The organism is Streptomyces sp. NPDC091376 (assembly GCF_044757085.1).
Taxonomy (GTDB): Bacteria; Actinomycetota; Actinomycetes; order Streptomycetales; family Streptomycetaceae; genus Streptomyces; species Streptomyces pratisoli.
On the sequence record NZ_JBIVUF010000013.1, the window covers coordinates 50,633 to 63,998 of the forward strand.

A 13,366-nucleotide genomic window follows, 5' to 3' on the forward strand; every position below is an offset into this window, starting at 1 on the left:
CCATGAGTGACACAATCACCATCCCCGAGACCGCGAGCGACCGGCCGACGCCGGCCGCTCGCGGCGGGCGTCCCCGACGCCGCAAGCTCACCTTCGACCGGGTGACGTTCTTCCTCGCGTTCCTCGGTATCCCGCTGGCCGTCTTCGTGACCTTCGTCCTGATCCCGTTCGTCCAGGCGATCTACTGGGGGATGACCGACTGGCGCGGCTTCAGCCCGGACTACAACTTCGTCGGGCTGGACAACTTCACCAAGATGTTCCAGGACGACGTCTTCCTGAAGGCGTTGCGCAATGTCGCGTTGCTGGCGGCCATCGTGCCGTTCGTGACGTTGACTCTCGCCCTCGGGGTCGCGGTGGCCATCACGCTGGGCGGGCCCAGCAAAGGCCCCGTCCGAGGGATCCGGGGGGCGTCGTTCTACCGGATCATCTCGTTCTTCCCCTACGTCGTGCCGGCGATCATCGTCGGCCTGATCTGGGCGCAGATGTTCGACCCGAACGCCGGCCTGGTCAACGGCTTCCTCACCAAGATCGGCCTTGACCAGTTCGAGGCTTTCGCCTGGCTGGGCGAAACGGCGACCGCGATGCCGTCCCTGATGTTCGTCTTCGTCTGGGGGCTCGTCGGGTTCTACGCGGTGCTCTTCATCGCCGCGATCAAGGGAGTTCCCGCCGAGCTGTACGAGGCGGCCAGGATCGACGGGGCCGGTCGGTTCCGGACAACGATCTCGATCACCCTGCCGGCGATCCGGGACAGTGTGCAGACGGCGTACATCTACCTGGGCATCGCCGCGCTGGACGCGTTCGTCTTCGTACAGGCGCTGTTGCCGAACGGAGGGCCGGACAACTCGACCCTCACGATCAGTCAGCGGCTGTTCAATGTCGCCTTCCGGCAGCAGCAGTTCGGATACGCCACCGCGATGGGGGTCGTCCTCGCCGTTGTCACCCTGGTGTTCGCGGTGCTGGTGTTCACCGTCAATCGCCTGACCGGCGGTGGCGAGGGCAAAGACAATGCGCGTGGGTCCAAGGCTCGGCGTGCTGGAGCCAAGGGAGGTGCTCAATGAGCGCCGTAGCCACCGACCGGAGGCTGGTGAGAGCCTCCGCAAGCAGCGACCGCAGGTTTGCGACGATCTCGCACGCCTTGCTGACCGTGTGGGCCGTGATCGTGATCGTGCCCATGCTCTGGGTGCTGATGTCGTCGTTCAAGTCGACCGGTGAGATCCTGTCGTCGCCGTTCTCGCTTCCGGATCACTGGAGGGTCGAGAACTACTCGAACGCGTGGACCGACGCGAACATCGGGAAGTACTTCCTGAATTCGGTGATCGTCGTCGTCTGTGCGCTGTTCCTGGTGATGTTGTTGGGCGCGATGTGCGCCTACATCCTCGCCCGTTTCGAGTTCCCCGGGCGTCGGCTGATCTACTACGTGATGCTGGCCGGGTTGACCTTCCCCGTCTTCCTGGCGATCGTGCCGCTGTTCTTCCAGCTGCAGAACCTCGGGTTGCTGAACACGCGTCCGGGACTGATCCTCACCTACGTCGCGTTCGCGCTGCCGTTCACGATGTTCTTCCTCTATGCGTTCTTCCGGTCACTGCCGCATGACGTCTACGAGGCCGCGTTGATCGACGGTGCCGGTGACTGGCGGGCGTTCTTCCAGGTGATGTTGCCGATGGCACGTCCAGGCATGGCCGCGGTGGCGATCTTCAACTTCCTGGGGTTGTGGAACCAGTTCCTGCTGCCGGTGGCGCTCAACACCGACCAGGACAAGTGGGTCCTGACCCAGGGCATGGCCGCCTACGCGTCCTCGCAGGTCTACGACATCGACTACGGTGCGCTGTTCGCGGCGATCGTGGTCACGGTGGTGCCTGTACTGATCGTGTACGTCCTGTTCCAACGCCGGATCGCCGGTTCGGTGTCGCAGGGCACCTTCCGCTGACGCCTGCCGTCTGACCAGCTGCCGAGGTCAACAATCGTTGACCTCGGCAGCTGGTCTCGCTTCATGGTGCGTGCGTCCGCCGCGGCTCGGCGAACAACGCCGGTCGCGTCGTCATGTGCCTTGCCCCGAGCGAAGGCCGTGCTCTTTCGGATCCGTCGTCTCCGCCGCCCTCACCTGATACCCCTTGACCTGGCCGAGCGGGCCGCCGGTGCCGATGGCGTTGACGAAGCCGGTCGGCCACCGATCGCGCGTCGGCATCCACGTGCCAGTGGCGCTGTCTGTTCCCGGCGGGGCCGTCCGCGCCGCGTCTCGTCGACGCCCAGCACCTGAACCTCGGGCAGGGGCGCCTTGGTCGTCGAGTTGTGACCGCGCGGGACGGCCGGCGCCGATGCCTTCGTCGTGTGCGTACACGGCGGTGGGCGGCAGGCGCCGCGCCGACCGGGCGCGATCATGCTTTGCCGGGCCAACTTCGTGAGCACAGCGTGGACGAACCGCACAGTGCGAAACTCGAGTCACCGAGTAGGACATCACGTAGGCGAGGCGAAAATCGGAACGTATTGGGTCACAGTCTCATCAAGGTCTTGACGCCAGTAAGAGTGTGCATCGAGCCTATACTTCACTAGTTGTAGACAGTCCGGGGTCACATCGCCGTGCCCCGGCAGACGGGCGCGGCCGTCGCGCCGTCCCGTCGAGGTGGGAGTGGATGGTCGTGGAGACTCCGGGCTCGCAGTCCTCGCTGCACCGGGCCAATCTTGAGCGGGTCGTACGTGCCGTGCGTCTGGCCGGTTCGCTCACCCAGGCCGAGATCGCCAGGACCACGGGCCTGTCCGCCGCCACGGTCTCCAACATCGTTCGCGAGCTGAAGGACGGCGGGACCGTCGAGGTCACCCCCACCTCGGCGGGCGGCCGCCGGGCCCGCAGCGTCTCGCTGAGCGGCGACGCGGGCATCGTCATCGGCGTCGACTTCGGGCACACCCATCTGCGGGTCGCCATCGGCAATCTGGCCCATCAGGTCCTCGCCGAGGAGTCCGAGCCGCTGGACGTCGACGCCTCCTCGGCCCAGGGCTTCGACCGGGCGGAACAGCTGGTCACCCGGCTGATCGAGGCGACCGGAATCGGCCAGGACAAGATCGTCGGGGTGGGTCTGGGCGTACCGGGGCCGATCGACGTGGAGTCCGGGACGCTCGGGTCCACCGCGATCCTGCCGGGCTGGAGCGGGATCAACCCCAGCGACGAGCTGTCGCGGCGGCTCGGGGTGCCGGTGTACGTCGACAACGACGCCAATCTGGGCGCCCTGGGCGAGCTGGTGTGGGGAAGCGGCCGCGGGGTGAAGGACCTCGCGTACATCAAGGTCGCCAGCGGGGTGGGCGCCGGTCTGGTCATAGAGGGCCAGATCTACCGTGGGCCCGGCGGCACCGCCGGGGAGATCGGGCACATCACGCTGGACGAGTCGGGGCCGGTCTGCCGCTGCGGCAACCGCGGGTGCCTGGAGACGTTCGCGGCCGCCCGGTACGTCCTGCCGCTGCTGCAGCCCAGCCACGGCCCCGATCTGACCATGGAGCGCGTGGTGCAGCTGGCGCGCGAGGGCGACCCGGGCTGCCGCCGGGTGGTCGCCGACGTGGGCCGGCACATCGGCAGCGGGGTGGCGAACCTGTGCAACCTGCTCAATCCCAGCAGGGTGGTGCTCGGCGGCAACCTCGCCGAGGCGGGGGAGCTGGTCCTGGCGCCGATCCGCGAATCGGTCTCCCGGTATGCGATTCCGAGCGCGGCACGGCGGCTCTCGGTGCTTCCGGGGGCGCTCGGCGGCAGGGCCGAGGTGCTGGGTGCGCTGGCCCTCGTCCTGAGCGAAATGGGCGATTCGACACTTCTGGACAGCTCGGTCCCGGCCGGGACGCCTGCCTTCACTTAGATAACGAATGGCACCGTTGTCATCTCGTTAAGGATTTACTCCTTGACGCTGGCGTTGCGGCCGAGTTGACTTCCAGCCACCTCGGCCGCAACGACGCGGCCTCGTCAGGGAGGTTTCTGAATGAACACGCAGATGCGTCGTGCCGCCGTGGCCGTGGCCGCCACCGCGATGGCCGCGTCCCTCGCCGCCTGCGGCAGCGCCAAGGAGTCCGGGGACAACGGCTCCAAGACCGGCGCCGCGAAGGGCGACGACATCACCATCGGTCTTCTGCTCCCCGAGAACCAGACCGCGCGTTACGAGAAGTTCGACAAGCCGCTCATCGAGAAGAAGATCAGCGAGCTCACGAACGGCAAGGCGAAGGTCGTCTACGCCAACGCCAAGCAGGACGCGACGCTGCAGAACCAGCAGGTCGACACCATGATCACCAACAAGGTGGACGCGCTGATCGTCGACGCGGTGGACTCCAAGGCCATCGCCGGCAGCGTGAAGAAGGCCAAGGCCGAGGGCATCCCCGTCGTCGCCTTCGACCGCCTCGCCGAGGGCCCGATCGACGCCTACACCTCCTTCGACAACGAAGAGGTCGGCCACGTCCAGGGCAAGGCGCTGCTGGAGGCGCTCGGCGCCAAGGCCAAGGACGGCCAGATCGTGATGATGAACGGCGCGATCACCGACCCGAACGCCGCCCTCTTCAAGAAGGGCGCGAAGGCCGAGCTCGAGGGCAAGGTGAACATCGGCCGCGAGTTCGACACCAAGGAGTGGAAGCCGGAGAACGCCAACGCCAACATGGAGGCGGCGATCACGGCCCTCGGCAAGGACAAGATCATCGGCGTCTACTCCGCCAACGACGGCATGGCGGGCGGCATCATCACCGCCCTGAAGGCCGGCGGTTTCACCAAGCTCCCGCCGGTCACCGGCCAGGACGCCGAGCTCGCGGGCGTGCAGCGGATCGTCGCGGGCGAGCAGTTCATGAGCGTCTACAAGCCGTACGCCCCGGAGGCCGCCGCGGCCGCCGAGATGGCCGTGGCGCTGGCCAAGGGCGAGAAGCTCGACTCGATCGCCAAGGCCAAGGTCGACAGCCCCACCACCAAGGGCGTCCCGTCGGTGCTCGTCCCGGTCGTCTCGCTGACCAAGGACAACATCAAGGACACCGTCATCAAGGACGGCGTCTACACCGTCGCCGACATCTGCACGCCGAAGTACAAGGCCGCCTGCGACGCGCTCGGCCTGAAGTAGCACCACGTCCCTGAGGGACACTCCCTGAAGCCTGCCCGGTGCCCCGCCCCATCTCAGCCCCCGCTATCGGGGCGGGACACCGGACAGAAACGCTTCTCCTCCGCTCTTCACTTGCCTTTGCTTCTGCTCAACCTCCGCGCCACACCCCCGGCGCGGCATCCCCGCCGGTCAGGCGGCGAAGGAGATGGTTCACGTGTCCGCTACGCCCGTGCTGGCGTTGCGCGGGGTCTCCAAGCGGTTCGGTGCCGTTCAGGCGCTCACCGACGTAGAGCTCGAGATCCACGGCGGCGAGGTGGTCGCCCTCGTAGGCGACAACGGCGCCGGAAAGTCCACCCTGGTCAAGACGATCGCCGGCGTGCACCCCATCGATGAGGGCGTCATCGAATGGGAAGGCAAGGTGGTCTCGATCAACAGGCCGCACGACGCCCAGAGCCTGGGCATCGCGACCGTCTACCAGGACCTCGCGCTGTGCGACAACATCGACGTCGTCGGCAACCTCTACCTCGGCCGGGAGCTGCGCAAGCGCGGAATCCTCGACGAGGTCGAGATGGAGCGCCGCTCCCGCGAGCTGTTGAGCACCCTGTCGATCCGCATCCCCAGCGTCCGGATCCCGATCGCCTCGCTCTCCGGCGGCCAGCGCCAGACCGTGGCCATCGCCCGTTCGATGCTCGGCGAGCCCAAGCTCGTCATCCTCGACGAGCCCACCGCCGCCCTCGGCGTCGAGCAGACCGCCCAGGTGCTCGACCTCGTGGAGCGGCTGCGCGAGCGCGGTCACGCGGTCATCCTCATCAGCCACAACATGGCCGATGTGAAGGCCGTCGCGGACAAGGTGGCAGTGCTCCGGCTCGGCCGGAACAACGGCGTCTTCGACGTCAAGACCACCTCGCAGGAAGAGATCATCTCCGCCATCACCGGCGCCACGGACAACGCCGTGACCCGTCGTGCGGCGCGCACCTCGGAGGCGCAGAAGTGAGCATCGACAAGACTTCGGCACCCGCCGACACCGGGCACCAGGTGGTGAACCCGGACGCCGCACAGGACGCGGTCACCGCGGTCGACCCCCGGCTGCTGGCGCGCGAGCAGGGCCTCAAGGGCTACCTCACCGAGTTCAAGCGCAAGATGCACGCGGGTGACCTGGGCTCCATCCCGGTCGTCATCGGCCTGATCCTGATCTGCGTCATCTTCCAGAGCCTGAACTCGAACTTCCTCTCCGCGAAGAACCTGAGCGACATCTCCGTGGCCATGGTGGCCACCGGCATGATGGCCGTCGGCATCATCTTCGTGCTGCTGCTGGGCGAGATCGACCTGTCGGTCGGCTCGGTCAGCGGTGTGTCGGGCGCGATCGTCGCCGTGCTGAGCGTGACACACGGTCTGAACGAGTGGCTCGCGGTCCTCGTCGCGCTCGTGAGCGGCGCCTCGATCGGTGCCATCCACGGCTTCTTCTTCGCCCGGCTGGGCGCACCGGCGTTCGCGGTCACCCTCGCGGGACTGCTCTTCTGGCTCGGCTTCATGCTCCAGCTGCTCGGTGACCAGGGCACCATCAACCTGGACGACGAGGGCGTGGTGGGCAACCTGACCACGTACTTCTTCTCCGACGTGGCGGCCGCCTACGGCCTGGCAGCGGCCGCCGTGGCCGTCTTCTTCCTCTCGTCGTACGTCGACAGCCGCCGCCGGCAGGCCGCGGGCGTCCCCTCCCGCCCCCTCGGCGACATCGTGTTCCGCACGTCGCTGCTCGCGGTCGTCTCCTTCGCCGCCGCGTTCATGTTCAACCAGTACAAGGGCCTGCCCCTGGCACTGGTGCTGTTCCTTGCAGTCCTGGTGCTCACGGACTTCGTCCTGCGGCGCACCGCGTACGGCCGGAAGATCTTCGCGCTCGGCGGCAGCGTCGAGGCGTCCCGCCGCGCCGGCATCAACGTCACGGCGGTGCGGATCTCGGTCTTCGCCATCGCGGGCACCTTCGCCGCCGTCGGCGGCCTGTTCTGGGCGTCCAAGATCGCGGCAGCCAACCAGAGCGCCGGCGCCGGTGACCTCCTGATGAACGTCATCGCGGCGGCCGTCATCGGCGGCACCAGCCTCTTCGGCGGCCGCGGCCGCACCTGGAACGCGCTGCTCGGCGTCATGGTGATCGTCTCGATCCAGTACGGGCTCCAGCTCGAGGGCATCGCCACGCCGATCCAGTTCATGATCACCGGTGGTGTGCTCCTCGCCACCGTCGTGATCGACTCGGTCACGCGCAAGACGCAGAAGACCGCGGGCCGCGCGTAACGGTCCACGCAGCAGTGCCCGGCGCCGGAACCGGCGCCGGGCACTGCTGCGTGTTCACAGGACCACGGGGGACGCGCACGGGGGACACAGGGCGATGTCCGCCAAAGGCGTGACGCTCAAGGCCCCGCCCGATGACAGGCGCCGGGAGCGGAACATTAGACTCGACAAATCGGCAAGCTCGACCAGCTCAAACGCAAGGAGGCACGGGTGGCATTGCTTACCCGTATCAGGGGACCGCGCGATCTGGACCGACTCGGCCCGGAGCAGCTCGACCAGCTGGCCGCAGAGATCCGCACCTTCCTCGTGGACGCGGTCTCGAAGACCGGCGGACACCTCGGCCCCAACCTCGGCGTGGTCGAGCTGACCATCGCCCTGCACCGCGTCTTCGACTCCCCGAACGACAAGGTGCTCTTCGACACCGGACACCAGAGCTATGTGCACAAGCTGCTGACCGGCCGCCAGGACTTCACGAAGCTGCGCGCCAAGGGCGGCCTGTCCGGCTACCCCTCGCGCGCCGAGTCCGAGCACGACGTCATCGAGAACTCGCACGCCTCCACCGTCCTCGGCTGGGCGGACGGCCTCGCCAAGGCCAACGAGGTGCTGCGGAAGGACGACCACGTCGTCGCCGTCATCGGTGACGGCGCGCTGACCGGCGGCATGGCCTGGGAGGCGCTGAACAACATCGCCGACGCCAAGGACCGCCCGCTCGTCATCGTCGTCAACGACAACGAGCGCTCGTACGCCCCCACGATCGGCGGGCTCGCGAACCACCTGGCCACGCTGCGCACCACCGACGGCTACGAGCGCTTCCTCGCCCGCGGCAAGGACATCCTGGAGCGCACCCCCGTCGTCGGGAAGCCGCTCTACGAGACCCTGCACGGCGCCAAGAAGGGCCTGAAGGACTTCATCGCCCCGCAGGGCATGTTCGAGGACCTCGGCCTCAAGTACGTCGGCCCCATCGACGGCCACGACATGGAGGCCCTGGAGTCCGCGCTGACCCGCGCCAAGCGGTTCCGCGGCCCGGTCATCGTGCACTGCCTCACCGAGAAGGGCCGCGGCTACCAGCACGCGGAACAGGACGAGGCCGACCGCTTCCACGGCATCGGACCGATCCACCCCGACACCGGGCTGCCCGTCAAGACCTCGGCCGCCAGCTGGACCTCGGTCTTCGGCGACGAGATGGTCAAGCTCGGCAAGGAGCGCGAGGACATCGTCGCGATCACCGCGGCGATGCTCCAGCCCGTCGGACTGAAGAAGTTCGCCGAGGCGTTCCCCGACCGGGTGTACGACGTCGGCATCGCCGAGCAGCACGCCGCGACCTCGGCGGCCGGTCTCGCCACCGGCGGCGTCCACCCGGTCTTCGCCGTCTACGCGACGTTCCTCAACCGCGCCTTCGACCAGGTGCTGATGGATGTGGCACTGCACAAGTGCGGTGTCACATTCGTGCTCGACCGGGCGGGTGTCACCGGCGACGACGGCGCCTCCCACAACGGCATGTGGGACATGTCGATCCTCCAGGTCGTCCCCACCCTGCGGATGTCGGCCCCGCGCGACGCCCAGCAGTTGCGCGCCCAGCTCCGCGAGGCCGTCGAGGTCAAGGACGCGCCGACCGTGGTGCGTTACTCCAAGGGCGTGGTCGGCCCCGCCGTGCCGGCCGTCGGCCGCGTCGGCGGCATGGACGTCCTGCGTGAACCGGGCACGGACAGGCCGGACGTGCTCCTGGTCTCCGTCGGCGCCCTGGCGCCGATGTGCCTGGAGATCGCCGATCTCCTCGACAAGCAGGGCATCTCCACGACCGTCGTCGACCCCCGCTGGGTCAAGCCGGTCGACGAGGCCCTCGCGCCGCTCGCCGACCGCCACCGGGTCGTCGTCACCGTCGAGGACAACAGCCGCGTCGGCGGTGTCGGTGCCGCCGTCTCCCAGGCGCTGCGCGACGCCGGTGTGGACCTGCCGCTGCGTGACTTCGGCATCCCGCCGCGCTTCCTCGACCACGCCTCCCGCAAGGAGGTCATGGCCGAGATCGGGCTGACCGCGCCGGACATCGCCCGGCAGGTCACGGGCCTCGTCGCCAAGCTCGACGGGCGGCTCGACAGCCGTCTCGACGGCGACCCGGCCGAGGCTCCGGAGCCCGCGCGCGACTGATCCGGACGCCGTCCGGCGTACAGACCCCGGCAGACGGATTGGGCCGGTCGGAGTACCGAATGAGGTTTCCGGCCGGTCCTTTCGTGTGAAACGCCCTCCGAGGGCGGGCGAGGTCCCGCACCCCTCTCGATCATGGATCTATGGCCATGGGTACGGAGGTACGCCGGTGAGCACACAGCAACAGTCCCCGAGGAACACCGGGGCGTTCCGGACCAAGACGGTCGAGCAGTCGATCCGGGACACCGAGGAGCCCGAGCACGCGCTGAAGAAGTCCCTCTCCGCCTGGGACCTGACCGTCTTCGGCGTCGGCGTCATCATCGGAACGGGCATCTTCGTGCTCACCGGTATCGCCGCCAAGGAGAACGCCGGGCCCGCGACCGCCCTGTCCTTCGTCGCCGCGGGCGTCGTCTGCGCACTGGCGGCGCTCTGCTACGCGGAATTCGCCTCCACCGTGCCGGTGGCCGGCTCCGCGTACACCTTCTCCTACGCCTCCATCGGCGAACTGCCGGCCTGGATCATCGGCTGGGACCTGGTCCTGGAGTTCGCGCTCGGCACCGCCGTGGTCGCGGTCGGCTGGTCCGGGTACGCGCGGCACCTCCTGGCGACCAACCTCGGCTGGGACATGCCCGCCGCGCTGTCGGGACCCGATGCGGGAGGGCACTTCGACCTGCTCGCCTTCCTGCTCATCCTGGCGCTGACCGCCATCCTCGTCATCGGCATGAAACTGTCCGCCCGGATCACCGCGATCGTCGTCGCGATCAAGGTGACCGTGGTCCTGCTGGTCATCGTCGCGGGCCTGTTCTTCATCAAGGCCGACAACTACACCCCGTTCGTCCCCCCGGCCGAGGCGCAGGAGACGGGGAGCGGCCTCACGGCGCCTCTGGTGCAGGTGCTGTTCGGCTACGAGCCCACCAACTTCGGCGTCATGGGCATCTTCACCGCGGCGTCCATCGTCTTCTTCGCCTTCATCGGGTTCGACGTCGTCGCCACCGCGGCCGAGGAGACCAAGAACCCCCAGCGGGACATGCCCCGCGGCATCCTGGGTTCGCTGCTCATCTGCACCGTGCTGTACGTGGCCGTGACGCTCGTCGTCACCGGTATGCAGAACTACAAGGAGATGTCGGCGACCGCGCCGCTCGCCGACGCCTTCAAGTCCGTCAACCAGCCCTTCTTCGCCGGTGCCATCAGCCTCGGCGCGGTCGTGGGACTCATCACCGTCTGCATGATCCTGCTCCTGGGCCAGACCCGGGTGTTCTTCGCGATGAGCCGTGACGGGCTGCTGCCGCGCTTCTTCTCCGTCACCCACCCGAAGTTCCGCACCCCCCACCGGGCGACGATCGTGCTCGGCTGCGTCATCGCCGTCATCGCCGGCTTCACCAGCCTCGAGGCGCTCGCGGCCCTGGTGAACATCGGCACGCTCTTCGCCTTCGTGATCGTGGCCCTCGGCGTCATCATCCTCCGCCGCTCCCGCCCCGACCTGCCCCGCGCCTTCCGCACCCCGTGGGTGCCGACGCTCCCCATCGTCTCCATCGCGGCGTCGCTCTGGCTGATGCTGAACCTGCCGTCCGAGACCTGGCTGCGCTTCGCGGTCTGGATGGCGATCGGCGTCGTCGTCTACTACCTGTACGGCCGCTCCCACAGCCGCCTCGGCAAGGCGGGCCAGGACGCCCTGTACTAGACGCCGTACCACGGGACGCCGCAGGTGCTTTTCGGCCCCGTATGTCCCCCCATAAGGGGGCATACGGGGCCCTAGTGTGTGCGCATGCTCGTCGAGCCGCCGACCTCAGCGCCGTCCGCGGCCGCGCCCCCGTCCGCGGCCGCGCATCCGTCCGTGCCCGCACCGAGGACGGCCGCGCCCAGGACCGCCTCCGCGGCCGTGGCGGTCGCTGCGGGCGGCGGGGCGCCGGCACCGGCCGGCTACTGGCGGCGGCTGCTTCCCGTCCTCGCCGTGCTCGCCGTCGTGACCCGGCTGCCCTCGTTCCGGCACATCCTGTGGAACCCCGACGAGGGCTTCCTCGCCGTCCAGGCACGGATGCTCGCCGACGGGGGAGAGCTGTACGAGACCGTCGTCGACCGCAAACCACCCCTGCTGCCCTGGCTGTACGCGGCGGCCTTCGCGGTCTTCGGCGACGAGTCGCTGCGCCCGCTCAAGGTCCTCGCCGTCCTCTCCCAGCTGCTCACCGCCCTCGTCCTGGCGGCCACCGCACGCGAACGCTGGGGCGACCGGGCGGGGCGCACCGCCGGCGTCCTCTATCTGCTGGTCTCGATCGGACTGAACCCCGAGGACGCGCAGGCGGCCACGTTCGAGATCTTCATGCTCCCCTTCACCGCCGCCGCCGTGATGTACGCGGGGAAAGGCCGCTGGGGCGCCGCCGGCCTCGCCGTCGCCGGGGCGGTCCTGGTGAAACAGACCGGCGGGGCCGTCCTCGTCCCCGTGCTGTGGCTGCTCTGGCGCTCCTCGCCGCGCAGATCCTCCCCGCGCCGCCCGGCACCGAGCGGTCCGTCCGCACGAGGCCCCTCCGCACGAGGCCCCTCCGCACGAGGCCCCTCCGGGCGAGGCACGTACGCGCGGCGGGCCGGTCCGCTGCGGCTGGGACTCGCGTTCGCCCTGCCGCTGACGGCGGCAGCGCTGCTCACCGACCCGTCGGGCTTCGTCTTCTGGACGGTGACCGGATCGGGCGCCTACGCCGCCTTCACCGGCTCCGAACTGCACGTCCTCTCCCGGGGCCTGGCGAACACCGCCCTCCTCGGCGCGGCATGCGCCGGACTGGTTCCGCCCGTCGTACGCGTCCTCAGGATCGCCAGGACCGGGGCCGCGGACCTGTGGCTGTGGCTGGCCTCCTCCGCGGCCGCGGTCCTCCTCGGCCTCCACTTCTTCGGCCACTACTACCTGCAGCTCCTGCCGCCCCTCGTCCTGCTCGCGACGGCCGCCCTGCAGGTCCTGCCGCGCGCCCGGCTCGCCACCGCGCTGCTCGGCTCCGCCGGCGCCTGTGCGCTCTTCCTCACCTGGGGCCTGCTGGCGCCCCGCCCCGAGCTGGCCCACGCCGTCCGGCTCGCCGCCGAGGTACGGCACCGCACCGCCCCGCAGGAGCGCGTGCTGCTGTGGGGGATGCACCCGGAGACGTACTGGCTCGCCGACCGCGACCCCGCCAGCCGCTACCTGACCGCCGGACTGCTCACCAACTACAGCGGAGGCCGCGACGGCCCTCAGGTCGGCGAGCGGTACGGGGTGGCGGGCGCCTGGCCCGTTCTCGTACGCGAACTGCACGGCAGCCCGCCGGCGCTGATCGTCGACGACTCGCGCGGCAAGCCGTACGCCGCGGAACGGCTGCCCACCCTGCGCCGGCTGCTCGCCCGGTACTACCGGCCGCTGCCGGACCCGGTCGACGGCGCGGTGCTGTACGTCCGTACGACGGGAGGGTGACCCGCCCACACGGGACGGTGACCCGCCCACACGGAAGGGTGACGGCCCCGACGGGACGGTGACGGCCCCGGTCCCGGGCCCGGGGTCAGACCGGGCGCACCGTCCGGGGTCCCGTGCAGACCGCCCCCAGGGCCTCGACGCGCTCCCGCAGCGCGCGGTCGGCCGTGACCACGACCCGGGTACGGCCCGGCGCCTCGGCGACCAGCTCCACGATGCGGTCGTCGCCGCTGCCGGCCGCCGGTTCGACGCGTACGCCCGGCACGGATCCCACACCCCGCGCCCGCCCCTCGACCACCAGCACCACCTCGGCCGGTCCCGGATGTCCGGCGATACCCTCCTCGGCGAACGGGGCGAGTCCGTCGCGCAGCCGCTCGGTCGCGCCGAAGCGGTCGCGCCACCAGCCGTCCGGGACCGAACCGACCACGTTCGCGGCATCGACGATCAAGAGAATCCGCATGTGGGAAGC

10 protein-coding genes are annotated in these 13,366 nt (G+C 69.4%); 9 read left to right on the forward strand and 1 reads right to left on the reverse strand.

The features are described from left to right. The first annotated feature begins 2 nt into the window (after window positions 1–2). The 9 genes from ACIQMR_RS26025 to ACIQMR_RS26065 all read left to right on the forward strand — a co-directional run bounded on the left by ACIQMR_RS26025 (window position 3) and on the right by ACIQMR_RS26065 (window position 12,900). Window positions 3–1,058 carry a carbohydrate ABC transporter permease gene (locus ACIQMR_RS26025; protein WP_401391806.1) on the forward strand — a complete coding sequence of 352 codons (1,056 nt, stop codon included), beginning with the start codon at window positions 3–5 and terminating at the stop codon, window positions 1,056–1,058. After that, complete coding sequence (locus ACIQMR_RS26030) at window positions 1,055–1,927, forward strand: carbohydrate ABC transporter permease (RefSeq protein ID WP_401391809.1); 873 nt, start codon at window positions 1,055–1,057, stop codon at window positions 1,925–1,927. Before ACIQMR_RS26025 ends, ACIQMR_RS26030 begins: the two co-directional genes overlap by 4 nt. Before the next feature lie 709 nt (window positions 1,928–2,636). Beyond that, window positions 2,637–3,836, forward strand: a complete 1,200-nt coding sequence (locus tag ACIQMR_RS26035) for an ROK family transcriptional regulator (RefSeq protein ID WP_401392239.1) — start codon at window positions 2,637–2,639, stop codon at window positions 3,834–3,836. 120 nt (window positions 3,837–3,956) lie between these two features. Further along, window positions 3,957–5,069 carry a substrate-binding domain-containing protein gene (locus ACIQMR_RS26040; protein WP_401391812.1) on the forward strand — a complete coding sequence of 371 codons (1,113 nt, stop codon included), beginning with the start codon at window positions 3,957–3,959 and terminating at the stop codon, window positions 5,067–5,069. Between the two features lie 184 nt (window positions 5,070–5,253). Next, a complete protein-coding gene (locus tag ACIQMR_RS26045) occupies window positions 5,254–6,042 on the forward strand; it encodes an ATP-binding cassette domain-containing protein (RefSeq protein ID WP_401391815.1) in 789 nt (262 codons plus the stop codon). Beyond that, entirely contained in the window at window positions 6,039–7,334 is a 1,296-nt protein-coding gene (locus ACIQMR_RS26050) for a sugar ABC transporter permease (RefSeq protein WP_401391818.1), read from the forward strand. The genes ACIQMR_RS26045 and ACIQMR_RS26050 overlap by 4 nt, the downstream gene beginning before the upstream one ends. Before the next feature lie 207 nt (window positions 7,335–7,541). Continuing rightward, entirely contained in the window at window positions 7,542–9,476 is a 1,935-nt protein-coding gene (gene dxs, locus ACIQMR_RS26055; protein WP_401391821.1) for a 1-deoxy-D-xylulose-5-phosphate synthase, read from the forward strand. Window positions 9,477–9,642: 166 nt separating this feature from the next. Then, complete coding sequence (locus ACIQMR_RS26060; protein ID WP_401391823.1) at window positions 9,643–11,154, forward strand: amino acid permease; 1,512 nt, start codon at window positions 9,643–9,645, stop codon at window positions 11,152–11,154. A gap of 84 nt (window positions 11,155–11,238) precedes the next feature. Then, a complete protein-coding gene (locus ACIQMR_RS26065) occupies window positions 11,239–12,900 on the forward strand; it encodes an ArnT family glycosyltransferase (protein WP_401391826.1) in 1,662 nt (553 codons plus the stop codon). Window positions 12,901–12,985: 85 nt separating this feature from the next. Here the strand turns inward: ACIQMR_RS26065 and ACIQMR_RS26070 are convergent, their stop codons facing one another. Next, entirely contained in the window at window positions 12,986–13,357 is a 372-nt protein-coding gene (locus ACIQMR_RS26070; protein WP_401391829.1) for an NTP pyrophosphohydrolase, read from the reverse strand. Between the last annotated feature and the right edge of the window lie 9 nt (window positions 13,358–13,366).

Excerpts from the sequence above, each read along its gene's own strand:
- ACIQMR_RS26070 (WP_401391829.1), bottom strand. The coding sequence starts at position 13,357 with ATGCGGATTCTCTTGATCGTCGATGCCGCGAACGTGGTCGGTTCGGTC.
- ACIQMR_RS26025 (WP_401391806.1), top strand. The coding sequence starts at position 3 with ATGAGTGACACAATCACCATCCCCGAGACCGCGAGCGACCGGCCGACG.
- ACIQMR_RS26045 (WP_401391815.1), top strand. The coding sequence starts at position 5,254 with ATGGTTCACGTGTCCGCTACGCCCGTGCTGGCGTTGCGCGGGGTCTCC.
- ACIQMR_RS26040 (WP_401391812.1), top strand. The coding sequence starts at position 3,957 with ATGAACACGCAGATGCGTCGTGCCGCCGTGGCCGTGGCCGCCACCGCG.
- ACIQMR_RS26065 (WP_401391826.1), top strand. The coding sequence starts at position 11,239 with ATGCTCGTCGAGCCGCCGACCTCAGCGCCGTCCGCGGCCGCGCCCCCG.
- ACIQMR_RS26030 (WP_401391809.1), top strand. The coding sequence starts at position 1,055 with ATGAGCGCCGTAGCCACCGACCGGAGGCTGGTGAGAGCCTCCGCAAGC.